This is a genomic window from Bradyrhizobium sp. WSM3983 (assembly GCF_000473045.1).
GTDB lineage: Bacteria > Pseudomonadota > Alphaproteobacteria > Rhizobiales > Xanthobacteraceae > Bradyrhizobium.
This window is the reverse complement of sequence record NZ_AXAY01000002.1, coordinates 147,328-171,974: the sequence shown is the minus strand read 5'-3', so window position 1 is coordinate 171,974 and position 24,647 is coordinate 147,328. Positions and strand designations below refer to the sequence as shown.

25 protein-coding genes are annotated in these 24,647 nt (G+C 64.7%); 16 read left to right on the top strand and 9 right to left on the bottom strand.

Annotated elements, in window-relative coordinates; all coding sequences use genetic code 11:
- Positions 1–172 precede the first annotated feature (172 nt).
- The 3 genes from YUA_RS0103745 to YUA_RS0103735 are packed head-to-tail and all read left to right on the top strand — an operon-like array spanning position 173 to position 2,373.
- Positions 173–784, top strand: coding sequence for a TetR/AcrR family transcriptional regulator (locus tag YUA_RS0103745; protein ID WP_371259865.1), 612 nt, complete (start codon positions 173–175; stop codon positions 782–784).
- A gap of 54 nt (positions 785–838) precedes the next feature.
- Positions 839–1,183, top strand: coding sequence for a DUF6665 family protein (locus tag YUA_RS0103740; protein WP_027529457.1), 345 nt, complete (start codon positions 839–841; stop codon positions 1,181–1,183).
- Positions 1,180–2,373, top strand: a complete 1,194-nt coding sequence (locus YUA_RS0103735; RefSeq protein ID WP_027529456.1) for a LanC-like protein — start codon at positions 1,180–1,182, stop codon at positions 2,371–2,373. Before YUA_RS0103740 ends, YUA_RS0103735 begins: the two co-directional genes overlap by 4 nt.
- A gap of 26 nt (positions 2,374–2,399) precedes the next feature.
- On the opposite strand, the gene YUA_RS0103730 is transcribed toward YUA_RS0103735, so the two are convergent.
- The gene (locus YUA_RS0103730; protein WP_027529455.1) at positions 2,400–3,599 is read right to left on the bottom strand and encodes an extensin family protein; all 1,200 of its coding nucleotides are present in this window, start codon (positions 3,597–3,599) and stop codon (positions 2,400–2,402) included.
- An 85-nt stretch (positions 3,600–3,684) separates the two neighbouring features.
- Between YUA_RS0103730 and YUA_RS43420 the strand changes: the two genes are divergently transcribed.
- The 3 genes from YUA_RS43420 to YUA_RS0103715 all read left to right on the top strand — a co-directional run bounded on the left by YUA_RS43420 (position 3,685) and on the right by YUA_RS0103715 (position 6,603).
- Positions 3,685–3,870, top strand: coding sequence for a hypothetical protein (locus tag YUA_RS43420; RefSeq protein WP_156947047.1), 186 nt, complete (start codon positions 3,685–3,687; stop codon positions 3,868–3,870).
- A 229-nt stretch (positions 3,871–4,099) separates the two neighbouring features.
- A complete protein-coding gene (locus tag YUA_RS0103720) occupies positions 4,100–4,891 on the top strand; it encodes a DUF2147 domain-containing protein (protein ID WP_027529454.1) in 792 nt (263 codons plus the stop codon).
- 311 nt (positions 4,892–5,202) lie between these two features.
- Entirely contained in the window at positions 5,203–6,603 is a 1,401-nt protein-coding gene (locus YUA_RS0103715) for a FecR domain-containing protein (RefSeq protein ID WP_027529453.1), read from the top strand.
- 182 nt (positions 6,604–6,785) lie between these two features.
- On the opposite strand, the gene YUA_RS0103710 is transcribed toward YUA_RS0103715, so the two are convergent.
- The gene (locus YUA_RS0103710; protein WP_027529452.1) at positions 6,786–7,355 is read right to left on the bottom strand and encodes an NUDIX hydrolase; all 570 of its coding nucleotides are present in this window, start codon (positions 7,353–7,355) and stop codon (positions 6,786–6,788) included.
- Positions 7,356–7,420: 65 nt separating this feature from the next.
- A complete protein-coding gene (gene asd, locus YUA_RS0103705; RefSeq protein WP_027529451.1) occupies positions 7,421–8,284 on the bottom strand; it encodes an archaetidylserine decarboxylase in 864 nt (287 codons plus the stop codon).
- Positions 8,285–8,319: 35 nt separating this feature from the next.
- Here asd and YUA_RS0103700 point away from each other — a divergent pair, with 35 nt between their 5' ends.
- On the top strand, positions 8,320–9,984 hold the full coding sequence (locus tag YUA_RS0103700; RefSeq protein ID WP_027529450.1) for an aminotransferase class III-fold pyridoxal phosphate-dependent enzyme: 1,665 nt from the start codon (positions 8,320–8,322) through the stop codon (positions 9,982–9,984).
- Between the two features lie 146 nt (positions 9,985–10,130).
- On the opposite strand, the gene YUA_RS0103695 is transcribed toward YUA_RS0103700, so the two are convergent.
- From YUA_RS0103695 to YUA_RS0103685, 3 genes are all read right to left on the bottom strand, one after another.
- Positions 10,131–10,790 (bottom strand): hypothetical protein, encoded by a 660-nt coding sequence (locus YUA_RS0103695; RefSeq protein WP_027529449.1) that lies wholly within the window; start codon positions 10,788–10,790, stop codon positions 10,131–10,133.
- A 155-nt stretch (positions 10,791–10,945) separates the two neighbouring features.
- The gene (locus YUA_RS0103690) at positions 10,946–11,635 is read right to left on the bottom strand and encodes a methyltransferase domain-containing protein (protein WP_027529448.1); all 690 of its coding nucleotides are present in this window, start codon (positions 11,633–11,635) and stop codon (positions 10,946–10,948) included.
- A 33-nt stretch (positions 11,636–11,668) separates the two neighbouring features.
- Entirely contained in the window at positions 11,669–12,721 is a 1,053-nt protein-coding gene (locus tag YUA_RS0103685; protein WP_027529447.1) for a glycosyltransferase family 1 protein, read from the bottom strand.
- 273 nt (positions 12,722–12,994) lie between these two features.
- Between YUA_RS0103685 and YUA_RS0103680 the strand changes: the two genes are divergently transcribed.
- Positions 12,995–13,699 (top strand): L,D-transpeptidase, encoded by a 705-nt coding sequence (locus tag YUA_RS0103680; RefSeq protein ID WP_027529446.1) that lies wholly within the window; start codon positions 12,995–12,997, stop codon positions 13,697–13,699.
- 234 nt (positions 13,700–13,933) lie between these two features.
- On the top strand, positions 13,934–14,266 hold the full coding sequence (locus YUA_RS0103675; protein ID WP_027529445.1) for a GIY-YIG nuclease family protein: 333 nt from the start codon (positions 13,934–13,936) through the stop codon (positions 14,264–14,266).
- Between the two features lie 121 nt (positions 14,267–14,387).
- Here the strand turns inward: YUA_RS0103675 and YUA_RS0103670 are convergent, their stop codons facing one another.
- Complete coding sequence (locus YUA_RS0103670) at positions 14,388–14,675, bottom strand: hypothetical protein (RefSeq protein ID WP_245285095.1); 288 nt, start codon at positions 14,673–14,675, stop codon at positions 14,388–14,390.
- The gene (locus tag YUA_RS0103665) at positions 14,672–15,454 is read right to left on the bottom strand and encodes a DUF899 domain-containing protein (protein ID WP_027529443.1); all 783 of its coding nucleotides are present in this window, start codon (positions 15,452–15,454) and stop codon (positions 14,672–14,674) included. The genes YUA_RS0103670 and YUA_RS0103665 overlap by 4 nt, the downstream gene beginning before the upstream one ends.
- Positions 15,455–15,607: 153 nt before the next feature.
- Here YUA_RS0103665 and YUA_RS0103660 point away from each other — a divergent pair, with 153 nt between their 5' ends.
- From YUA_RS0103660 to YUA_RS0103630, 7 genes are all read left to right on the top strand, one after another.
- Positions 15,608–16,828 carry a hypothetical protein gene (locus YUA_RS0103660; protein WP_027529442.1) on the top strand — a complete coding sequence of 407 codons (1,221 nt, stop codon included), beginning with the start codon at positions 15,608–15,610 and terminating at the stop codon, positions 16,826–16,828.
- Positions 16,829–16,855: 27 nt separating this feature from the next.
- Entirely contained in the window at positions 16,856–17,494 is a 639-nt protein-coding gene (locus tag YUA_RS0103655) for a PQQ-binding-like beta-propeller repeat protein (protein ID WP_027529441.1), read from the top strand.
- A 142-nt stretch (positions 17,495–17,636) separates the two neighbouring features.
- On the top strand, positions 17,637–19,205 hold the full coding sequence (locus tag YUA_RS0103650; RefSeq protein ID WP_027529440.1) for a DUF4403 family protein: 1,569 nt from the start codon (positions 17,637–17,639) through the stop codon (positions 19,203–19,205).
- A gap of 121 nt (positions 19,206–19,326) precedes the next feature.
- Positions 19,327–20,436 (top strand): ABC transporter ATP-binding protein, encoded by a 1,110-nt coding sequence (locus tag YUA_RS0103645; RefSeq protein ID WP_027529439.1) that lies wholly within the window; start codon positions 19,327–19,329, stop codon positions 20,434–20,436.
- 66 nt (positions 20,437–20,502) lie between these two features.
- Positions 20,503–21,561, top strand: coding sequence for an ABC transporter substrate-binding protein (locus tag YUA_RS0103640; protein ID WP_027529438.1), 1,059 nt, complete (start codon positions 20,503–20,505; stop codon positions 21,559–21,561).
- A 332-nt stretch (positions 21,562–21,893) separates the two neighbouring features.
- Positions 21,894–23,156, top strand: a complete 1,263-nt coding sequence (locus YUA_RS0103635; RefSeq protein ID WP_027529437.1) for an ABC transporter permease — start codon at positions 21,894–21,896, stop codon at positions 23,154–23,156.
- A complete protein-coding gene (locus tag YUA_RS0103630; protein ID WP_027529436.1) occupies positions 23,153–23,983 on the top strand; it encodes an ABC transporter permease in 831 nt (276 codons plus the stop codon). Before YUA_RS0103635 ends, YUA_RS0103630 begins: the two co-directional genes overlap by 4 nt.
- 34 nt (positions 23,984–24,017) lie before the next feature.
- Here the strand turns inward: YUA_RS0103630 and YUA_RS47750 are convergent, their stop codons facing one another.
- Positions 24,018–24,452: a DUF3551 domain-containing protein gene (locus YUA_RS47750; protein ID WP_084292050.1), complete on the bottom strand. Its 435-nt coding sequence runs from the start codon at positions 24,450–24,452 to the stop codon at positions 24,018–24,020.
- Positions 24,453–24,647 lie beyond the last annotated feature (195 nt).

Here is a 24,647-nt window from a genome sequence, read left to right as displayed (position 1 = left end):
CCGCTTTCCCGCTCGCCCATCCCAAATACCATTGACCGAACGGTTCGGTCAATATATTTAATGTTCCCGGGGACCCTAGTGGCCCGAATCCTTTATTTACGTTTCATGGTCCAAGCCCCGGTCCGAAACCTTCCGAGACCCTAAACCAATGGTTGCACCCAACCGCGAACAAATGCACGCGCTCCCGGACGAGGACAGCTCCAAGCGCCGCCAGATCCTGGCGGGCGCCCGCAAGGTGTTCATGGATCTGGGTTTTGACGGCACCAGCATGGGCGAGATCGCGCGCGCGGCCGGCGTCTCCAAGGGCACGCTCTACGTCTACTTCGCCGACAAGAGCGCGCTATTCGAAGCCATCCTCGAGGAGGAGGCTCTGTTTCATGGCCAGGTCGTGTTCAACTTCGACCCCGCGCGCGACGCCGAGACCACGCTGAAGGATTTTGGACAGGCCTACATCCACCTGCTCTGCCGGCCCGGCGGCGGATCGGCGATCCGCACCGTGATGGCGATCGCCGAGCGCATGCCCGATGTCGGCTGCCGCTATTATCTGCGCGTCCTGGACAAGACCATCAACCGGCTGTCAGACTATCTCAAAGCCCACGTCGCCCCCGGCGATCTCGCGATCGACGATTGCGACCTTGCCGCCTCGCAGTTCATGGAGCTGTGCAAGGCCTCACTTTTCCTGCCTTTCGTCTTCCAGGCCGCGCCGCCGCCGTCGGAAGAGCGGATGACGGAAGTGATCGACAGCGCGACGCGAATGTTCCTGGCCGCGTACAAGGCGAAGTGAGCGCAAGCGGCCACGCGTTGCGCATGCGCCTCGGGCGGCACTATATTGAGTGCCATGTCCCGTGATTTTCGCCCGCCGGTCGATATCCTCCATTACGAGATCGTCCAGGAACAGGCCTCAGCGCTTGGACGAATGGGCCGCACGCTCGAACAGGCCCTCGCGGAATTGCGCGCGTTCGACGCCGCCCATGCAATCCCGGAAACGCCGGCCGCGATGCAGCCGGCCAGGCGCAAGCTGGTGATGGCAGCCGGCCAGGCGCTCTGGATGTTCGTGGTGCAACGCGAGGCGACCGGCTTGCGCGACAGCCGCCACATCATGCGGACCTACAACGTCCCCGGCGAGGTGCAGCGGTGCATGGGGCTGGCGCCGTCGACGGACGTCGGAAAGCGCAGGTCATGATCACCGCCGGCCGCCATCGCGCGCTTGTGCAGGATGCTTGGAGCGAGTCGGCTGTCGGCACCGCGATTGCGGACATCGTTACCGATGCCATCGCTGATTTCGATCCGGAGACGTTTTGGCCCAGTCACCCCGGCGACGATGGGGTGGGAGACGGCAACCCCAGCTTCTACTTTGGCGCGGCGGGCGTCATCTGGGCGCTCGACTATTTGCATCGTGTCGGCGCCAGCCCGGTCGCAAAGGACTTTCGCGCGGTCCTGCCAAAACTCCTCGAGCGGACAACCGTCAAGTTCGAGAGGGATTCGCCGGCCGGCTACGCCCAACACGGCTCGCTGCTTTTTGGCGACATGGGGGCTGCACTTCTCGCCATGCGCCTTGATCCCACGCCGGGCTTGGCCGATCTCGTCCATCGGCGCGCCGAAGCCAATATCAGGCTCCCGATCCGTGAACTGATGTGGGGCATGCCCGGATCCATGCTGGCTGCGATCCACATGGCCGAGATGACACGGGAGCCGCGATGGCGTGGCCTGTTCGAATTGCAGGCAGCCCGGCTGTTGGATGATCTGGAGGAAACGCCGCAAGGTCGGCTCTGGACCCAGGATCTCTACGGCGCCAAGGACCGCTGGCTTGGGCCTGTGCATGGCTTCGCCGGCAACATCATCCCGTTGCTGCGTGGATGGGACTGGTTGACGCCGGCACAGCAGGCGCAGGTGGCCGATATTGTGCCGCAGACCCTGGCAGCGAATGCGTGGTCGTCCGAGCTCGGTACGAATTGGGGCGCGAGAAGCAAGCGCGAGACGCCACCGACCTTGTGTCAGCACTGCCACGGCGCCCCCGGCATGGCGACGACCTTTGCCGACGCGCCGTTCGCGACGCCTGACTTCGACGAACTTCTGCTGGATGCCGGCCGGTTGACCTGGACCGCCGGACCGCTGACCAAGGGTTCGAACCTGTGCCACGGCACCGGCGGGAACGGCTACGCATTCCTCAAGCTTTACCGCCGCACCAGCGATCCGGTCTGGCTCGACCGTGCACGCCAATTCGCCATGACGGCCATTGTCCAGTATCGCGGCTCCAAGACCGTCGTTGACCGCGGACGCTATTCGCTTTGGACCGGCGATGTCGGCCTGGCGATCTACCTCTGGGACTGTATCACCGGGGAGCCGCGTTTCCCCACAATCGACGTGTTCTGATTCGAGGCATTTCGGGCCGTGTCCGGCTATTCGTCCGAGAACTCGTCTTCCTCGTCGACCTTCTCGCGCCTGCTCTTGCGAGAACCGAGCGAGCCGGTGACGTAGGGATCGCGCGAGTTCGCGTAAGGATTGCGCCGCTGCGCGCGCGCGGCGACTTCCTCGCCGGAGACCGCGGCCGGCTGGCAGATCAGGCGGCGGCTGGCGCGGCGCATCAAATCGACGTGGATGTGATCGTAATGATAGACGTTCGAGCCCGGCGCGAGCACGGTGGTGAAATGCGCGCACGCGCCGGATTGCACGTCGCGCAAAAAACCCTGCTCTTCCGGCATGCCGTGCCAGCCGTCCTTCACGGTGATGCGGCGGCCGTCGGCGAGCACGAAGGCAGCGATGTCGAGCGCATTGCCGAAGGCATGCTCCGAGATATGGGCGTTGGAGTTGCCGTTCATGCCGCGGCAGGAATAGGCGGAGATCTGCTTGATCTCGACCACGCGGGCTCCGAACCAGCGCATCGCCGAAGGCTGCACGCTGTCGGCAAACCAGCGGTCGAGCTCGGAGACGATTGGACAGGCCAGCGTCGCGGTCGGCTTCACCGCGACGGGACCGACGGCGATAACGGGATTGCCCTGCGCGGGACCTAGCCGCGGCGGCGGCTGTTGCGCGGGCGCTTGCGAATAAGGTGCCGGACCGGGCTGCCGCGCCGGATAGCTCGGCGCATTCATGTAGCGCGCGGCACCCGCGGCATCGGTGCCCTCGGGCGGCAGGTCGATCTCGTCTTCCTGCGGCGCCACGCCGGGCGCGCTGAGCGACACCGGGCCGGAGGACGTGCCATAGCCCGAGGGCTGGCGCACCGCGCTCTCGGGATAGTTCGATTGCTGCGGATAGCCAGATGCCGGATAACTCGATTGCGGCTGCTTCACCGGCCAGCGCGGCTGATTGCCGATGCTGCCGGGCGGACGCAATTCCTCGTCGGCGAAACCGTAGCTGCTTGAGCCCTCGCCGATGGCGGCGACCTTCAGCGGAAACTCGGCGCCGCACATGCCGGGGCCGGAGATCGGCTCGATCCGGACGATGTCGGCGCTCTCTTTCACGGCGCCCGATTTCAGGCACGCCGCTTCGGCCTCGGCCCGCCACGGTTCACGTTCGGCCTGGAAAAAGCCGCGTCCGCAACCCGCGAGCGAAACAAGGACGATGGAGCCGACGAGATACAAACGAACTCCGCGCGTCATGCGCGCACGTTCGGTGAATTTACTTAAAGACTCTTCAACGTGTCGATTTCAGCTTTTCTTTACCATGACGCGGCTGCGGCCACAGATGAACGACAGCGAGGCTGACTTTTTCGAAGGTGAGTCTCTGTTAACCATGATGGTCGCGCGCAAAGCGGCGCGCAGAGGGGCAATCGCAGGGAGCAACGTCATGACGTTCGTCGGGAGACTGAGCGTTGTCACCGCGTACCTCGCCATGGCCTTCGTCGGCGCCATCGTGCTCGGCATGATCTAGCAGCGTCCACCGATCGCATCACAGGTCTGCCGGCTGAGCCAGATTGTCTGGCCGCTGGGTGCTTTGCGTCGCTCGGAAATTCGAGCAGTCCGAATGTGCGCTGGCTCACCCACACAGCCGTTGTGAGGTTCATCACAGAACGCCGGACGCATCGGGCATAGGGTCGAACCACATCCGGTCCACAACCGACTTCAGTCAATATCGGGACCACGCCATTTCGGAGGTTGTCATGAACAAGCTCACCATCGCCGCCACCGCGCTCTTCCTCGCCTCGACCGCCGTCGCGCAGGCCGGTAATTCGATCTCGTTCCAGATCGAAGGCCAACGCGTCCGCATCGAGACGCCGCGCAACTGCGCCTCGCTGGATTGCGTCACCATCGTGGCGCCGGGCCTGTCGAACAAGCCGATCAAGCTGAACAACATCAACCTCAACGGCCTTGGCGGCTCCAAGGACGATGACGACACCGCGCCGTCGACGACGACGGCAAAGCCCGCGCCGGCTCCGATGCAGCAGCAGCCTGTGGCGCCCGCGCCGGTGCAAGCTACCGCGCCAGCCGCGCCCGCTGTTGCTCCCGCCGCCCCGGCCACGACCGTTGCCGCCGCGCCGTCCGTCGACACGACCACGCAGCCTGCGCCGGTTGCCGCCCCTGCTCCGGTTGCCGCTCCCGCGCCGGTCGCCGCTGCTCCCACTTATGCGCCGGCTCCGGCACCTGCTCCCGCCGCGCCCGTGCAGGCCGCGAACACGCCGCTTGGCCTGTGGGCGACCGAAGAGAACAAGGGCAATGTGCGCGTCGAACAGTGCGGCACCAATCTCTGCGGCTATGCCGAGAAGACCAACGAGCGCATCCTGATCAACATGAAGCCCGAAGGCGCCAAGTGGAGCGGCCGCATCCACGATCCCGACTCCGGCCGCAACTACGACTCGACGATCGCCATGAAAGGTCCGAATGCGATGCGCGTGCAGGGCTGCGCCTTCGGCGGCATGTTCTGCGGCGGCCAGACCTGGAAGCGGGTGAGCTGATATTACAACCACCACCGAGATCCCGGGCGATGCGAGACATCGACCCGGGATCTCGTGCCACAAGCACACGCTATCCCCTCACCCTGAGGAGCCTGCGCAGCAGGCGTCTCGAAGGGCGAGGCCCGGATCGAGAGCCGGGCCTGCATGGTTCGAGACGCGCGCAAGGGCGCGCTCCTCACCATGAGGGGAAAGAGTGGCGTTTGACGTTCGTCCGTCCCATGCGACAAACGTTCATCCGCCATTCAGCCAGCGCCGGCTGATATCGGCCGATCTCGCCTCGTGTTCTCACCGGGACCTCATTCGTGGCTTTGATGGTGGCTTGGCGCCGCATCGTGTTTGCTTTGCCGCTGCTGGCGCTGCCGCTGGGCGGCGCCGATAGCGCGTGCGCATCGGATGCGATCGAGCTCGCGCAAGCGCAGCCGCAGGCACAACCGACGCCCGCGCCCCCGCCGGCCTCATCAGCCTCGCCGACGCCAACCGCCGATGCGCAGCCCGCTGCCGTCGAGCCGATCGGCAATGTCGCGACGGTGACGGGGATTGCGACCGTGATCCGCGATAAAAACTCCTATCCGGTGAAAGTCCGCGACGACATCTATCTCAACGACGTCGTGCAGACGTCCTCGAATTCCTCGCTCGGCATCACCTTCAACGACGCCACCACGTTCAATCTCTCCGCCAGTTCCAAGATCACCATCGACAACTACGTCTATGAGGACGGCGGCAAGCAGAATTCGGCGATCTTCGACATCGGCAAGGGCACGGTCGCCTTCGTCGCGGCTGCCGTGGCGAAGACCGGCGACATGAAGATTGCAACGCCGACCGCGACGCTCGGCATTCGCGGCACCACCGGCGTCGTCGACGTGCCCGAGGGCGCGGCCGCGAGCAGCGCCAACAACGTCAACATCAAGCTCTATCCCGACGCCGATGGCCGGGTCGGCCATATCGACGTCAACGACCGCGCCAGCGGCACGCGTCTCGGTGTGCTGACGCAAGCCTCAAGCGGCTTTGCAATCCGGCCGGGCGCGGCCGGCCCGGGCGGCATGCGCTTCGCCGCAGTGCCGATCACGATCCCGCCGCAGCAGATTGCCCGCGACCGCGGCTTCGTCAGCCAGGTGCACGCGGCGCAGACCACCGGCCGCCAGATCGTCACCGAGCAGCGCGACTTCCGCCGCGCCAATCCGGCCGCGATCAGCCGGATTCCGCGCCCGGCACAGCCGCCGCAGCAGCAACAATTGCGTCCGAACACCGCGCCGAACCAGCAGCCGCAGCGGCCGAACGGCCAGCCCGGTCAGAACAACCGTCCGGGTCAACAGCCGCCGGGTGCGCCGAACCGCCAGGGAACGCAACAACGAACGCAACAGCCGCAGCGTCAGGGACAAGGCGGCGCCCAGCCGGGCACACCGCGCGCGGGCCAGAGTCAGCAGCAACAGGGCACGGGACACCCGTCCGGCCAGCCGCGCACTGGACAAGGCACGTCGCAGACACAGCCACAGCGCAGCGGACAATCTCCGCAAGCGCCTGGCGGCGCCACGCCACAACCGCAATCACCGCGCAACGGATTGCAGCCCGGTACACAGCCGACCGCCCAACCACAACAAGGTGCCGCGCCACGCCAGCCCGGCTTGCAGCAGCGCCTGCCCGCCGCACAACGCCCCTCCGCGCCGCGCAGGCCCGCGCCTGCTCCCGCGCCGAAGGAAAAGAAGAAGCGATAGATTGGAGGGCGCCGCCCCTCTCCGTCATTGCGAGCGAAACGAAACAATCCAGAGTCCCTCCGCAGAAAGATTCTGGATTGCTTCGCTACGCTCGCAATGACGACTTGGAGAGAGCTGACGCTAACTCAATCATGCTGACTCGCGGGTGCTCGCCCTCACGTACAAGCGGAGGCGAAAAGAGGTCACGCCTCGCCGCGCAGCCAGGCCCGCACCTTTTGCAGCAGGCCGTGCTGCAGTTCGTCGACGGAAGCAGCCTCAGCCGGTGTCGGGGTCTGCAACGCGGCATCGATGTCGTCGGCCGCCAGCGTTGGTGTCGGCTCGGGCGCGGGGGACGATGCGAAGCCGGCCGCGGCGATCGCGATCGGGCCGACCTGGGTGAGGAAGGCGCGCTCATATTCGCGCGACAGGCGCGCGAGCGCGTCGTCCAGCGATACCCAGTCGAGCGCCTCGATGTCGTTCGTCAGCTTGCGGACCTGGCCGCCCTCGGCTTCCATGCGCCAGAAATGCGCGACCTTGGATCGGCCACCCGACTGATAGACGAGCGTGCCCAGAAATTCATGGATGGCGACCTCGTGGCCGGTCTCCTCCAGCACCTCGCGGTGCGCGGCCTGTTTCGGCGTTTCGCCGTCGTCGAGCTTGCCCTTGGGCAAAACCCACTCGTTACGTTTGCGCTGGCGCACGATCGCAACCAGCGGCGGCGCGCCACGCCGCAGCACAATACCACCCGCCGCCATCACAGGCGCCCGTGCCATCACCAAATCCGTGTCGATATTCGTCCCCGCAGAAGATATAGGCGGCCGAAACGGCAGATTGAAGGCTAGATTTTCCTCAGCAGCGCTTGACCGGCGCGGATGCGCGTCCCTTCGCCGATCCCGTCACAGAAGGTAAAATCGCCGGGCGCGAGGATGATGATGGTCGAGCCATGCTCGAACCAGCCGAGCTCCTCGCCCTTGGCCACGTTGACGTCGCAGGGGAAATTGACCGGGCCTTTCGTCTGGGCATTCAGCACCATGTCGAGGAAGTGCAACCGGATGCTGGCGACCAGGATCGCTGCGACCGGCACCAGCGTCACGACCTCACCGGTTGCGAGATGCGTGCGGATCACCGCCCGCTCGTTCTTGCAGAACAGGCGCTCGACCCGCTTCAGCGCGATCGGGTTGACGTTCCAGACGTCGCCATGGATCAGCGTGACGCGCTCGATATGCGCATCGTACGGCGCGTGGAAGCGGTGATACATGCTCGAGGTCAGCCGCAGCGTCACGAAAGAGCCGTTGCGGTGCTGCTCAACGAGCGTGGGGTCGCCAAGCAGGTCGAGCAGCGAATAGGGCGCGCCCTTGACCTGGAACAGCTCGGTGTCGGCGATCCTTCCATGGGCGCCGACGATGCCGTCCGACGGGCTGGCGACCACCGAAGGATCGGGATCAAACGGCCGCAGGCCTGGCTTGAGCTCACGCGTGAAGCAATCGTGCAGGCTCCTGAAATGGTCTTTCTTGGCCTCCGACAGATCAAGGTCGGAGAACAGCTTCCACAGTGCGATGGAGCCGTCCCGCACCAGCGGATTCTCGATCTTGGAGAACCAGCCCATGAAGCGGGTCAGCGCCGCGCGGGGGATGCGGTTGGTCAACAGGAAGTTGAGGTCTTCCTGCTGGGTGAAAGAAGCGATGAGGGCTTTGACTGTCATGAATCTGTCAGCTCGCAGTATTAGCGCTTGTTGTCATGGAAACGACACTCCCGATTCTCTCATTTTCCGTGGCCGCCGCAGCGTCTGCTGCCGCCGTCTTCCCGAAGCTGAAAGCGCGCATCGCACTGTCCCGCGCCAAGCACCGGTCGCTCGCCGGACACTCCAAGATGTCGCGCCGGGTGGCAAAACTGCTCCCGTTCTACGAATTTGAGGGTGATCGTTACTTCGGCTGCGACGGCGCGCCGGCGAACGTGGTGATGCAGCGCAAGGACGCCTTCTTCCGTCTCGCGCGCGTCTACGCCGATCGCTACCCCAAGGGGCGCGCGATGACGAAGGAAGCGGCCGAGACGATCTCGGACCTCAACTTCACCGAAACCTACCGCGTGCCGTTCCAGTTCTCGCGTCTCGTTCGCGAGCATCTGGGCACCTCGACCTTCATGGAATCGTCGAGCGGCGTCACCGTCACGGATATCGACGGCAACACGTCCTACGATCTCACGGGGTCCTACGGCGTCAACATCTTCGGCAACGACTTCTACAAGGAGTGCATCGAGGGCTCCGAGAAGCGTGCGCATGCGCTCGGCCCAGTGCTCGGCCCCTACCATCCCGTCATCCTCGAGAACGTGCAGCGGCTCTGCCGGATCTCGGGCCTCGACGAGGTCTCGTTCCACATGTCCGGCACCGAAGCCGTCATGCAGGCGGTACGGCTGGCGCGCTACCACACCAAGCGCACGCATCTGGTTCGTTTCGCCGGCGCCTATCACGGCTGGTGGGGCGACGTGCAGCCCGGCGTCGGCAACCCGATCACCGCGCACGAGACCTACACTCTCGCCGAGATGTCCGAGAAGACCCTTCACGTGCTGCGCACGCGCAAGGACATTGCCTGCGTGCTGGTCAACCCGCTGCAAGGCCTGCATCCGAACGGCAATGCGCCCGGCGATTCCTCGCTGGTTGATAGTTCCCGTGGCGGCAATTTCGATCGCGCAGCCTACACCAAGTGGCTGAAGAAGCTGCGCGAGGTCTGCACCGAACGCGGCATCGTTCTGATCTTCGACGAGGTGTTCGTCGGCTTCCGCCTCGCTGCCGGCGGAGCCCAGGAATATTTTGGCGTCAAGGCCGACATGGTGACCTACGGCAAGAGCCTCGCCGGCGGCCTGCCGGTTGGCGTCGTCTGCGGCAGACGCGAATTGATGCGCCGCTTCCGCGACGATCGTCCCGCCGACATCTGCTTCGCCCGCGGCACCTTCAACTCGCATCCCTACGTCATGACGGCGATGGATGAGTTCCTGAGCCGGCTCGCTAGCCCGAACTTCCGCGCCATCTATGACGGACTGGATGCGACCTGGAACGGCCGCGTCCAGAAGCTCAACAAGATGATGACCGACGCCAAGCTGCCGGTGCAGTTCGCCAATTTCTCGTCGATCTGGACGGTGAAATACACCACCCCGTCCCGCTACAACTGGATGCTGCAATATTACCTGCGCGCCGAAGGCCTGTCGCTGAGCTGGGTCGGCACCGGGCGCCTGATCTTCAGCCTGAACTACACCGACGCCGACTTCAGCGAAGTCGCCGACCGCTTCGTCCGCGCCGCCGAGAAGATGAAGGCCGACGGCTTCTGGTGGCACGACGGCGCGCTCACCAACAAGAACATCAAGCGGCAGATCCTGAAAGAGATGTTGGCCAAGCGCTTGGGTCGCTGAGGCTGATTCCTCCAACACCGTCATGGCCGGGCTTGTCCCGGCCATCCACGCGCCTCTGCACGAAAGCTCAAAGACGTGGATGCCCGGGACAAGCCCGGGCATGACGTAGCCAATCGACATCGGAGTAATTTGTGAGAACAGCGCGCTCAGGCGTGCTGCTCTTCGAGCGTGGGCTCGGAGATCAGGCCCAGCGTGTGCTCGGGATTGAGGTGCAGGCCGGGGTCCATCAGCTCGCCGCGCATCAAAGCGAGCGGGGCGCTGCGATAGAGCATCAGATCATGGAAGGGGTCGGTCAGGATCTTGGTCATCCAGACGAGGCCTGTCTCGACATCGCGGATGAAGAACAGGTGCACGGTGCGAAACAGGAGACCACCGCCGCCGATCGCGAGCCAGATCTTGGCAACCTGACGCATGAAGTCCGCCGCGCTGGCCCAGGGCGTGAACAGGCCGAACAGCGTGGGATCGACGAACAGCACCAGCGGCGACAGCGCCCAGATCGCCATCAGCACCACCTTGCGCTGAAGGTTGTAACCGACCTTGATGTCTTCCTTGTACTCGTGCGTCGCCTGGTTGATATGGTCGTAATCATGCGGCTCGAAGAAGAAGTGACCAGCCTGGCGCGAGGTCATCGAGACCAGCCAGCCGACCAGTGCGGAGATCATGGGGTCGACGAACAGCCAGAGATAGGCAAAGAGAAAGCTCAGCGCGCTGACGAAGTGCAGGCTCTGATTGATGCGGCTGTGGTGATAGTAGCGATGGTCGTCCCAGCGCTGGATCCGCAGCTGCTCGAGATAATTCTTGATCATGCTCTCCCCCAAAATGCTTTCGGGTTCAGGATTTACAGGGATTCGATGTAGGTCGTGTGACATCATCATTTTGTCATATGACAATGTGCAGCGACGCGATGACGCACGCGAACGCGTGAGCGGCGGACCGAACCGCCGCTCCGACGCAGCCTTGCTCAGGCCGCCTTGGCGACGTCGACCTTGCGGAAGCGCACCAGCGAGAAATGACCAAGCGGCGGAATCAGGCGGCGCTCGGCGAGCTCGATGCCCTTGGCACCGGCGAGCCATTTGGCATAGCGCGACCAGGCGAACTCGGCGGTGCGGAAGCCGAGCGGACGCACCACCGGCTGGAGCTTCTGCTCGATGAAGCGGCGCATGCCGGTATCGGCGCTGACGCGGGTGAGAATGATCAGCTCACCGCCCGGACGCAGCACGCGGGCGAATTCATCGAGCGCCGTCTCCGGATTCGGCACCGCGGTGACGACGTACTGCGCCATCACGACGTCGAAGGAATTGTCGGGGAATTCGAGCTTCTCGGCGTCCATCACCGCGAGACCCTCGACGTTCTTCAGATTGCCTTCGCTGACGCGGCGGCGCGCCTTGTCGAGCATCGCTTCCGAAATGTCGGTGCCGAAGATGCGCAGGTTGGGGGCATAGAGCGGCAGCGAGATGCCGGTGCCGACGCCGACCTCGAGCACCCGACCACCGATCTTGTTGGTGGCTGTGATCGCGGCCTGACGGCCCTTGGCGAACACACCGCCGAACACGAGATCGTAGACCGGCGCCCAGCGATCATAGGCTTGCTCGACCGTGCCGCGGGTGAGGTCGAGCTGCTGGGTGCCGTCAAGGTTCATGATCTTAGCCATCGATGAGGTTCTCGCTGTGGGTCAAAGTATGGATCAGCCGCGCACCGGCCGCCGCGCCATGCGAGGCGAGGCGCGCAGGATGCGGCTGGGCTGGAGTGAGGTCAGATTGCCGACGAACTGGCGCGCGCTGTTCTCCCAGGAGCGCTCCAGCGCGAAGTTGCGGCAGGTCTCGCGCGACATTGAGAGTGCGCGCAAGCATGCGGCGCGCAGATCGTTGTCGATCGCGCCGATCGGATGATCGGCGATGACATCCTTCGGTCCCGTTACCGGAAACGCCGCAACCGGCGTGCCGCAGGCGAGCGCTTCGAGTTGCACCACGCCGAACGTATCGGTGAGGCTCGGGAAGACGAAGACGTCGGCGGCGGCGAGATGCGCGGTCAGGTCCGCGCCCTTCTTCTCGCCAAGGAAGACCACGTCGGGATATTTCTTCTCGAGCGCCGCCTTCTGCGGACCGTCGCCGACGACGACCTTGGTGCCGGGCAGATCGAGCGCGAGGAACGCCTCGAGATTCTTCTCCACCGCAACGCGGCCCATCGTCATGAAGATCGGGCCTGGCAGATCGAGCTTGGCTGGAGCGTCCGGATGAAACAGCTCGGTGTTGACGCCGCGTCCCCAGAAGCCGAGCCGCTTGAAGCCGCGACCTGACAGCTCCTGCCGCAGCGACGGCGTCGCCACCATGGTCATGGCGGCGGCATCGTGGAAGTGGCGCAGCACGGCATAACCGACGGCTGCCGGGATGCCGGTCCGCACCGAGACATATTCAGGAAAGCGCGTCGTGTAGGAGGTGGTGAAGGCGAGCCCGTTGCGGCGGCAATAGGCGCGCGCGGCCCAGCCGATCGGGCCTTCGGTTGCGATATGCAGCGCTTCGGGCGCGGCCTTCTCGATCCGCCGCGCGATCTCTTTGCCACTCGGAAGCGCCACGCGCAGGCCCGGATAGGTCGGCAGCGGCCACGACCGAAAGCCGTCCGGCGTCAGGAAGTCGATCTCGACATCGAGGGCCTTGGCGGCGGCCGCCAGCGAGGTCAGCGTCCGGACCACACCGTTGACCTGCGGATGCCAGGCGTCAGTCGCGATTAATACCCGCATGGGAAATCCCGAGAGTTTGATGATTCTCGGCTTAGGACCATCAACCACGGATATTTCAGGCGTGTGACGTCACATAAGTGTCGGCCCGCTGTTTTGTTCGTTAACGGTCTCGCGCAGCCACGAAACTGTCATGAAACAATCCTTGCCACGACGAAACCGTTTTCGGTTTTCCGCGCAAATGTCCCGAAACGTTTTGTCGTTAGTGATTTTACGCAACGGAGCACCGAAACGGTGCCGGGGTGACCAAGATCACCAAGCAAACAGGGGCGACCAATGTTCAAACTGGACACGTTCAAGACGTTTTCGCGCGCCGTTGCTGTCAGTGCAGTGGCCGTGACCGCAATCGCATTTGCCGGCCCGGCCAAAGCGGCGCCGGTGCAGCTGTTTCCGTTCTTCCAGCCGCTGCCGACGATGACCGCTCCGCAGCCGCTTCAACCGTACCAGCCCCATCAGGCGCCGGCCTATCAGGCCGCGCCGTCCGAGGATCAGGACGCCGTCGAGACGCCGGCGCGCTTCCGCCGCCAGACCGTCAGCTACTCAACACGTGAAGCCCCGGGCACCATCATCATCGATACGCCCAACACCTATCTTTATTACGTGCTCGGCAACGGCCAGGCGATCCGCTACGGCATCGGCGTCGGCCGCGACGGCTTCACCTGGTCCGGCACCCAGTCGGTGACCAAGAAGGCCGAGTGGCCGGATTGGACCCCGCCGCCGGAAATGATCCAGCGCCAGCCCTATCTGCCACGCCACATGGCCGGCGGCCCCGGCAACCCGCTCGGCGCGCGCGCCATGTATCTCGGCGGCACCGTCTACCGCATCCACGGCACCAACGCCCCCGACACGATCGGCAAGCACGTCTCCTCCGGCTGCATCCGCCTGACCAATGACGACGTCTCCGACCTCTACTCCCGCGTCAACGTCGGCACCAAGGTGATCGTGCTGCCGATGACCGACCGCCGCGCCGAGCTTCGGTAACGCGAGGCGCGGACGAGGTTGAAATGCGAGCGGCCCCGGCGAGACCGGGGCTGTGTTCGTTTGGAGCCGGGATTGCGGCCATCCTTCGAGACGCCCGCCTTTGGCGGGCTCCTCAGGATGAGGGCGGAGTGTGCGGCGACGAATTTTTCATGCTTGCCGCCCGTCATCGATGCCAGTTAGCCTCATCCTGAGGAGCGCGCCTTTGCGCGCGTCTCGAAGGATCGGGCGGGCACGATGATCGAAAGCGCGTACCTCTACATTCTCAAGTGTGCTGATGGCAGCTACTACATTGGCACGACACGAACCGAACTCGAGATAAGAGTCGCGCAGCACAACGCGGGCACGTTCGGCGGCTATACAAAGTCGCGCAGGCCCGTGACGCTCGTCTTCTCGCAATGGTTCGATCGGATCACCGACGCGATCGAATGCGAACGCAAGCTTAAGAAGTGGAGCCGCGCCAAGAAGGAAGCCTTCATGCGCGGCGATTTTACCGAGCTCCATGAACTGGCGAAGCGCGGACCTCATCATCCTTCGAGACGCCCGCCTTTGGCGGGCTCCTCAGGATGAGGGCGGAGTGTGCCGCGACGAATATTCATGCTTGCCGCCCGTCACGGATGCCAGTTGAGCCTCATCCTGAGGAGCCGCGTCAGCGGCGTCTCGAAGGACGAGGCGGGTGCGGGATAGCCGCTTACCGACCGCTTGCCCGCCTCCCCGAGATCAGCCGCAGCCACGCCGCTGAGTGAAACGCGCTCATCAGCAGATACATCGGCACCATCCCGCCCAGCGACAGTCCGTGGCCGGCGGAGCAGAGCATGTCCGCTTGTCCGCCGCCGATCATGGCCGTCAGCACGGCCATGATCGCGAAGGTCGGCGTGGCCGCAAGACTGAGCCATCGGGCGAGGCGGGATGCGGCGACGACCTCCCGGCCATCGCGACCGCCATCGGCGGCCGCGTTGACTGAGCAGATCTCCGTCACTGCGCGCCCGCCTCGCGGAGCGCCTTCTCGCCGGCGTCCGAGACCTCGACCCATTTCTTGTCGGGCGCGGCACCTTGCTCGTAGCTGTCGTGCCAGTTCCACCATTTGTAGGTCGGGGTCTGCGGATAGCCGGCCGGCGAGTCCTCCCAGACCTCCTGGCGACCGAGCGGCGTGATGTCGAGATAGTTCCAGGTGCCGCCCATCTGCTCGTCGCCGCGGCTCTTGATCAGATAGGTCCGGAAGATGCGCTCGCCGTCGCGGTAGAACACGTTGGTGCCGTGCCACTCGCCGACGCCGAAATCGGCATCAAAACTGTCGGTGATGGTGACCCACGGGATGTTCCAGCCCATCCGCGTCTTCAGCCGCGCGATATCGGCTTGCGACGCGCGCGAGGCGAACACCAGCGTGGTGTCGCGGGTGTTCAAATGGGAGACGTGGGCGACCTGGTCGGCCACCATGGAGCAGCCGCGGCAGGCATGGTCGGGCCAGCCGAACACGCCCGGCTCGAAGAAGGCCCGGTACAGGATCAGTTGCCGCCGGCCTTGGAACAGATCGAGCAGACTGGCCTTGCCCGAAGGCGCCTCGAATGCATAGGTTTTGTTCACTTCCATCCACGGCATGCGCCGGCGTTCGGCGGCGAGTGCGTCGCGGGCGCGGGTATGCGCCTTTTCCTTCACGAGCAGTTGCTGACGGGCTGCCTCCCAGTCCTGCGGCGACACCACCGGCGGTGTTTGCATGGCGGGCTGTCCTTTGGTTCCTGCGTTGTCTGCTGATGTCATCTTGGCTCTCCAAACCTCTTGCTCAATCTCTCTCCTGGGCGATGATCCCGCGCCTGGCGGAACCGCTCGCCCCTCACCGCACGTCGTCGGCCGTCAACGATTTCTGGCACCAAGCGGTTGCGCGGTGGGAGTAACAAGTGTGGCGGGATTTTCATGGAATCGCTGATCACGGCCGCGGCGCGCGCGTTAGAGGCCGGCGATCCGCTCGGCGCCCTGAACCGTGTCGCGTTGCGCAACGATGCGCCGTCGCTGGCGCTACGCGGCATCGCGATGGCGCAGCTCGGCGATCTCGCGAAAGCGAAGGTGCTGCTGCGCAGCGCCGCGCGCGCCTTCGGTCCGCGAGAAGCCGTCGCGCGCGCCAGATGCGTGGTGGCTGAGGCCGAGATCGCGCTGGTCTCGCGCGACCTCAGTTGGCCGGCGCACACGCTCGCAGCGGCGCGGGCGACGCTCGCAAGCCATGGCGATCTCGCCAATGCCGCCCATGCGGGCCATATCGAGGCCCGCCGTCTGCTCCTGCTCGGACGCGTCGACGAGGCCGAGCGCACGCTGGCCGAGATCGGCGTCTCCCCGCTCCCGCCTGCATCCCTGGTCGTTCGCGAGCTCGTCGTCGCCGGCATCGCCATCAGGCGGTTGAAAACACGAGATGCGCGCGCAGCACTCGACCGCGCAGGCAAGGCCGCGCGGCTGGCAAAAATCCCGGCGCTCGTCGCCGAGGTCGACAGCGCGAGCCTGATCCTGAACACGCCGGCCGCGCGCCTGATCGCGCGCGGCAGCGAACACCCGCTGTTGCTCGGAGAAGTCGAGAGGCTGGCGACCTCGACAGCTCTTGTCGTGGACACCTTCCATCATGTCGTGCGCAGGCAAGGCGTCGCCGTATCGTTGGGAACGCGGCCCGTGCTGTTCGCACTCGCCCGTCTGCTGGCGCAGGCATGGCCTGCGGATGTCTCGCGCGAGGCGTTGATATCAGGCGCGTTCCAGGCGAGACACGTCGATGAGTCGCACCGCGCGCGCTTGCGCGTCGAGATCGGGCGGCTTCGCACGCAGCTCAAGGCGCTGGCCGGGATCAGCGCGACCAAGCAGGGTTTTGAGCTGGCGCCACGGAAGACGCGTGACGTCATCGTGCTGGCGCGGCCGGTCGAGGAGAAGCACGCCGCCGTGCTTGCCATTCTTGCCGACGGCGAGCCATGGTCGAGCTCGGCGCTGGCGCTCGCGCTTGGCATGAGCACACGCACTGTACAACGGGCGCTCGAGGAGCTGGCGCGATCGAGCAAGGTGCAGTCGTTCGGACACGGCCGGGCACGCCGCTGGATGACCCCGCCCGTCCCCGGATTCCCGACAGGCTTGTTACTCCCCGGACCGCTATTAAAAGCGTAGGTTGGTCGCATCACAGGGATCGAACACATGAAGCGTTCTGCCGCCGAGATCGTCAAGGAGTACGGCCCTTTTCCGAGCGTCGAGGCCGTCCATGGCGTCACCTATGACGGCACTCATGTCTGGTTCGCATCGGGCGACAAATTGAACGCGGTCGATCCGGCCAACGGCAAGATCGCGCGCTCGCTCGATGTCGCCGCACACGCGGGCACGGCGTTCGATGGCCGCCACCTGTTCCAGATCGCGGAGGATCGCATCCAGAAGATCGACGCTGCGACCGGCAAGGTGCTCACCACGATCCCCGCGCCCGGTGGCGGCGGCGATTCCGGACTGGCCTGGGCCGAAGGCTCGCTCTGGGTTGGGCAATACCGCGAGCGCAAGATCCATCAGATCGATCCAGACACAGGAAAGATTCTTCGCACCATCGAAAGCAAGCGCTTCGTGACCGGGGTCACCTGGGTCGACGGCGAGCTCTGGCATGGCACCTGGGAAGGTGAGGACAGCGACATCCGGCGGATCGACCCTGACACCGGCAAGGTGCTTGAGCAGCTCGACCTGCCGGCCGGGACGATGGTTTCAGGGCTGGAATCCAACGGCGGTGATCGCCTGTTCTGCGGCGGCGGCGAGTCCGGCAAGGTGAGAGCAGTCCGCCGTCCCAGGCGCGGCTAGCTGCACGGCTCGCGGCCTGAACAGACGGACACGGCACGGCCGCAGCCGTTAACCGATTTGCCGCAATTCCACCCCATCGGTGCGCTCTAGCGCCCTCCTCGCCCGCCCTGTAGAATCCCAGTCGGGGCGGCTTGGGGGATTGATGCGCCTGACCTTGAACTTGAAGACTGGCCTGATCGCCATTGCGGTGCTTGCGGCGTCGTTTTTCATCAGCCTGAAGGCGATGGACTTGCTGTCGCCGCGCGCGACCAATTCGGCGCCGCCGCTCGCGCAACTGCCGCCGCTGCCGCCGGTCTCGAAAAGCTCGATTGTGGTCGCGCCAGTGGCGATCGCGTTGTCGGCGATCCGGGACCAGGCCGAGAAGGCCTCACCGCGCAATTTCGCCGGCAAGGCCGAGAATCCGATCTCGCAGATCCTGCAGGACGCCGATATCGGCTGGACCGCCGCGCGCGGACCGATGTCGGCCACCGGCGACAAGGATTTGCTGACGCTGTCGACGCCGATCACCGGCAAGCTGAACGTGACGGGGTCGTTGTCGTCGAAGGCGACCGGTGCGCTCGGCGAGGCGCTCGGCAGCGTGCTCGGCGGCGACGCGGCGAAACGGATCGGCGCGGTCAACATCAAGAATTTGAATGCGAGCGCCGAGATCAAAGGTAGCGTGGTCGTCACCTCGCGTCCAAAACTCGCGGCCGCCTGGCATCTCGAGCCCAATCTCGGCGCGCAGGTCAATCTCGGCGACACCAACCTCAATGTCGCGGGCGCCAAGGTCAATGTGCCCGCGCAGGTGAAGCCGCTGATCGACAAGACGGTCGGCGACCAGCTCAACGTCGTCTCCGAGCGCATCCGCAACGATCCCAGCCTGCGCGAGAACGCGAAGCTGCAATGGGCCAAGGCCTGCCGCTCGATCCCGCTGCAAGGCAGCGGTTCGTCGGCCGCGCTGCCGCCGCTCTGGCTCGAGATGAAGCCGACACGCGCCATCGCGGCGCAGCCGCGCGTCGACGCGCAGAACGTGACGCTGCTGCTTGGCCTCGAGGCCGAGACGCGCGTGACGTCGGCGCCGACCAAGCCGGACTGCCCGTTCCCCGACAAGATCTCGATCGTGCCGCCGACCGGCACCGGCGTGAACATCGGCGTGCCCATCGATGTACCCTTCACCGAGATCAACAAGCTGATCGCAGCCCAGATGGTCGGCCACACCTATCCCGAGGACGGCTCAGGTCCGGTCGACGTCACGGTGAAGAGCGTCAACGTCGTCCCGTCCGGCGAGCGGCTTCTGATCTCGCTGCTGGTGCGGGCCAAGGAGAAGAAGAGCTGGCTCGGGCTCGGCGCCGAGGCGACCGTGCATATCTGGGGCCGGCCGATGCTCGACCAGGCGCAGCAGACGCTGCGGCTCGCCGACATCCAGCTCGCGGTGGAGTCCGAGGCGGCCTTCGGCCTGCTGGGCGCCGCGGCCCGCGCAGTGGTGCCGCAGATGCAGCAGGCCCTGGTGCAGAAGGCGACGCTCGACCTGAAGCCGATCGCCGCCAACGCGCGTGAGAAGATTGCGGCCGTCATCGCCGACTTCCAGAAGAGCGAGGACGGCGTCAAGGTCGAGGCCAATATCAGCAGCCTCACGCTGGCCGACATCGCCTTCGATTCCAGGACGCTACGCGTGGTCGCGGAAGCCGGCGGTACACTCAACGTGTACGTGACCAAGCTGTCGGGCATGTAGCACATCTTCGCGGCACCTGCCGCCTCGCGCGCCGCTGGCATTCTCGTCGGAGGGTGCTAAGCTATTCGTGGCAACCTCGAAAGAGGTGCTGGGAGCATTGTAGGGGACACGCGAGGACAACATGGAAGCCGGCATGGTCACGCCTGCGCCGGCATTGGTGCGATTTTCCGGGATTCAGAAGACCTATGATGGCGAGCATCTCGTGGTGAAGAACCTCGATCTCGACATCAAAAAGGGCGAGTTCATCACCCTGCTCGGCCCGTCGGGCTCGGGCAAGACGACCACGCTGATGATGCTGGCCGGCTTCGAGGTTCCGACCCAGGGCGAGATCTACCTCGCCGACAGGGCGATCAAGAACATGCCGCCGCACAAGCGCGACATTGGCATGGTGTTCCAGAACTATGCCCTGTTTCCGCACCTGACGATCGAGGAGAACGTCGCCTTCCCGCTGTCCGTACGCAAGGTCAACAAGGCGGACACGCAAGCGCGCGTCAGGGCGGCTCTGCGCATGATCAAAATGGAAACGCTGGCGCAGCGGCGGCCCGGGCAACTGTCCGGCGGCCAGCAGCAGCGCGTGGCGCTGGCCCGCGCGCTGGTCTTCAACCCGCAGCTCGTGCTGATGGACGAGCCCTTGGGCGCCCTGGACAAGCGCCTGCGAGAGCAGATGCAGCTGGAGATCAAGCAGCTGCACGAGACGATGGGCATCACCGTCGTCTACGTCACCCACGACCAGAGCGAAGCGCTCACCATGTCGGACCGCATCGCCGTGTTCAACGACGGTATCGTGCAGCAGATCGACAGGCCCGATGCGCTCTATGAGCATCCCGTGAACAGCTTCGTCGCCAACTTCGTTGGCGAGAACAATGTGCTGGCCGGCACGGTGGAGACGGTCGACAAGGACTATTGCCGCGTCACTCTGGCGGCCGGTGGCTCCGTCATGGCCCGTGCGGTCAACGTATCAGGCGCGGGCACATCGACCTCCCTGTCGGTGCGGCCGGAGCGGGTCGCCATTATCCCGGACGGCAGCTCCAGCGACGGACCGAACCGGCTGCCGGCCAAAGTGCAGAACACCATCTATCTCGGCGACCACGCGCTGGCCGTGCTCGATGTCTCAGGGAACGCCGAGTTCATGGTCAAGCTTCAACTCGGGGCGCATGACAGCCTGCGGCACGGCGAAAGCGTGTTCATCACCTTTCGCCCCGAGGACTGCCTCGCGCTCGATCCCGTCTGATCCCAACGCAAGCGAACCTGCATCAATCAACCTCAACGCAACGCAGATGAAGAAGGAACAAGGACCATGCTGAAGCGCAAGATTGGCAAGATTGCTCTGGGTTTCGCCGCGGCGTTCAGCGCCAGCGCCGCGCTGGCCACGGTCGCGCAGGCGCGTGACCTTACCGTCGTGTCATGGGGCGGCGCGTATCAGGACGCCCAGAAGAAGGTCTATTTCGAGCCGTTCAAGAAGGCGGCCGGCATTGCCATGAACGACGAGTCCTGGGACGGCGGCGTCGGCGTGTTGCGCGCCAAGGTCCAGGGTGGCGCCGCCACCTGGGACGTCGTCCAGGTCGAGAGCGACGAACTCGCAGTCGGCTGCGAGGAAGGCCTGTTCGAGAAGCTGGACTATTCCAAGATCGGCGGCGAGGCGGCTTACATACAGCCGTCGGTCAATCCCTGCGGCGTCGGCGCCATCCTCTACGATTTCGTGCTCGGCTACGACAAGGACAAGCTGAAGGACGCGCCCAAAGGCTGGGCTGACTTCTTCGACACCAAGAAGATTCCGGGCAAGCGGGCCTTACGTCAGGGCCCGAAGACCACGCTCGAGATCGCCCTCATGGCGGACGGCGTCGCACCGAAGGACGTCTACAAGGTGCTGGCGACCGACGAGGGCGTCGATCGCGCGTTCAAGAAGCTGGACACCATCAAGGGCGACCTCGTCTGGTGGAAGGCAGGCGCTCAGCCGCCGCAATTGCTCGCCTCCGGCGAGGTGGCGATGACCTCGGTCTACAATGGCCGCATCGACACCGCGAACAAGAATGAGAAGAAGAACTTTGGCATGGTGTGGGACGGAGCGCTCTTTACCCTCGACAGCTGGGTCATCCTGAAGGGCAGCCCGAACAAGGACGCGGCTTACAAGTTCCTGGACTTCGCAGGCAAGGCGGAGAACCAGTCAAAACTGTCGGAGAACATTGCCTACGGCACCTCGAACAAGGGCGCCGCCGCCCTGATCCAGCCGGCCGTCCTGAAAGACCTGCCGACCGCGCCTGACAACATCAAGAATGCGGTCGAGATCAACGTCGCCTTCTGGCTCGAGAACATCGACCGCCTGACCGAGCGCTTCAACAAATGGGCCGCGAAATAGCGCGCGGACGCATGGGCGTGCGGCACAGGCGGAAGGTCGATCCCCTTTCGCCTGTCCCTCACCCCCTTACCTAAAATGGAAGGGCCACCGCATTTGAGAGCAGTTTCGTTGCGGCCATCCTTCGAGACGCCCGCTTTAGGCGGGCTCCTCAGGATGAGGACGGTGTGTGCGGTAGCCGATCCAGAGGCACCGATGTCGATGAGCCTCATCCTGAGGAGACCGCAAAGCGGTCGTCTCGAAGGACGAGGCGCGCGCTCAGGCCGCTCCAAAACATCACATGCGATTGCCCTACCCGAAATGGCGAGGGATGTCCGATCAAAGAGGCTCGCGCCATGACAGCAGCGTCCCTGACCGGCATCGATGCGCAGACTGAGGTGCCGCTCAAGCGCCGCCTCAAGCGAGCGGAGCGCGCACGCCAGATCAAGGCGCTGGCACTGGTTGTGCCGCTTCTGCTGTTTCTGCTCTTCACCTTCGCAAGCCCCATCGCCGGCATGCTGTGGCGCGCGGTCGATGACCGCGAGGTGCGCCAGGTTCTGCCTCAAACCGTCACTGCGCTCGCCAATTGGGACGGCAAGGACCTGCCGGACGAAAAGGCCTACGCTGCGCTGGCGAGCGACATCCTGGCGGCGCGCGCCTCCGGCACCGTCGCCATCGCGGCCAAGCGGCTCAATTACGCCCTGAACGGTTTTCGCACGATCCTGACCAGCACCGCACGCAGTCTGAAGGCGGCGCCCGAGCCCGGCACCGCCAGGGAAACGCTGGGCAAGATCAACCCGGCCTGGCGCGAGCGCGCCACCTGGACGACGATCAAGGATGCCAGTGGCCCGGTGACCGGCTTCTATCTTCTGGCAGCACTCGACCTGACGCGGAACGCGGACGGCGCGATCGTCGCAGCCGCGCCGGATCAGGCCATCTACCGCGGCGTCTTCGCCCGCACCTTCCTCATCAGCTTCAGTGTCACGGCACTCTGCCTGATCCTTGGCTTCCCGGTTGCCTACCTGCTGGCGACGCTGCCGCCCGGCCGGTCGAACCTGCTGATGATCTTCGTGCTGCTGCCGTTCTGGACATCGCTCCTGGTGCGCACCTGCGCCTGGATCGTGCTGTTGCAGAGCAAGGGCGTCGTGAACGACAGCCTGCACTGGCTTGGCATCATCGACGAGCCGCTGCGCCTGATCTACAACCGCTTCGGTGTCTGCGTGGCCATGACCCACGTGCTGCTGCCGTTCATGATCCTGCCGCTGTACAGCAGCATGAAGGCGATCTCGCCGGCTTACATGCGTGCCGCCGCCTCGCTCGGTGCGCCCCCCCTCATCGCCTTCCTGCGGATCTATCTGCCGCAAACCCTGCCCGGCATCGGCGCCGGGAGCCTGCTCGTCTTCATCCTGGCGCTTGGCTACTACATCACGCCTGCACTGGTCGGCGGCGCCGCCGACCAGATGATCAGCTACTTCATCGCGCTCTACACGACCGAGACGGCCAATTGGGGCCTTGCGTCGGCGTTGGGTGCGGTTCTGCTGCTGGCTACTATTCTGCTCGCTCTCGTCTACGGCAAGCTGGTGCAGGGACAGCAGGTCACGGGAGGGATGAAGAATTGAGCGACAATCCTTCCCTCCGCACGCCGAGCCAGCGCATCGCGTGGACCATCACCATCGTGATCTCAACGCTCGTGTTCATCTTCCTGATCACGCCCATCCTTGCGATCATGCCGCTGTCCTTCAGCTCGGGCTCGTACCTCACCTACCCGCTGCCGGGTCTCTCCCTGCGCTGGTACGACGATTTCATCAATTCGCCGCGCTGGATGAATTCGCTGAAGAACAGCATGATCATCGGCGTCGCCTCGACCTTGCTGTCGATGGTTCTGGGCACGCTGGCCGCGCTGGGGCTCGCGCAGTGGAAGAGCCGGTTCAAGCCGCTGGTGCTGGCTTTCGTGCTGTCGCCGGTCGTCGTGCCCGGTGTCATCACCGCGGTCGGTCTGTATTTCTTCTTCGCGCCGATCGGACTGACCGGCAGCTATCTCGGCTTGATCCTGGCTCACACTGCGCTTGCGACGCCGTTTGTGGTAATCACGGTTGGCGCGACGCTGCAAAGCTTCGACACCAACCTGGCGCGCGCCGCTGCCTCCCTTGGCGCCTCGCCACTTGATGCGTTCCGCCGCGTAATTCTGCCGCTGATCCTGCCGGGGCTCGCGTCGGGCGCGCTGTTCGCCTTCGCGACCAGCTTCGACGAGGTCGTGATCGTGCTGTTCATGGCGGGGCCAGAGCAGCGCACCCTGCCGCGCGAGATGTTCAGCGGCATCCGCGAGAACATCAGTCCGACCATCACCGCAGCGGCGGTCATTCTGACGACGGTGTCGGTCATCCTCCTCGCCGCCCTGGAAGGTCTGCGCCGGCGCAACGAACGGCTCAAGGGCAGCAGCGCCTGAGCGGTGGCGCCTTCTTCCCCCTTCGGCCTGTCCGTCACATGTATCGTCTTACGCTGTCGAGAAATCGTTGTTTCTCGCCGGGCGCGTAACCTTGGGAAGCTCCATAATACGGTTCATTGTATTGATTATACGGTGCGGACCGGGAGTGGATCGGCGGCGCAGGTGGCGTGTACGATCTGGTCTCGGCGGGCGCGGGCGATCTTGATCCGACTTGGCGAGAATAATGCCGATTGCTCCCCCTCACCGGCGCCGGCGCACGAGCGTAATACGGGTTGAGGACGCACATCTGACCGTTGGCTGACGCCCTGCATTGGTCCATCGTCGCGTAGCTGCATCGATAGTAAGGGGTGGCTCCGAATGAGACGACGTACAGGCAAACAGGAAAAGCCGGATCATATCTCTGAGCCCGGGCGTGCCCTGCTGTTAAAACGATACCCATCGTCAAAATCGTCAAAGCCAATGTGCGCATTGGAACCTCCAAGTCGTCACAACACTGGTGGCTCGTCCGACATCACCGGGATGCATCAGCGGCAATAGTCCGGATTGCTTCGTCGCTTCAGCGCAAAATTGCTTTTGCAACTTTGTCGCGAGCTCCTCGCAATCACGGGAGCCTGAAAGACACGACAGCGCGCTCGGTGAAAACCGGGCGCGCTTCATTTAGGCC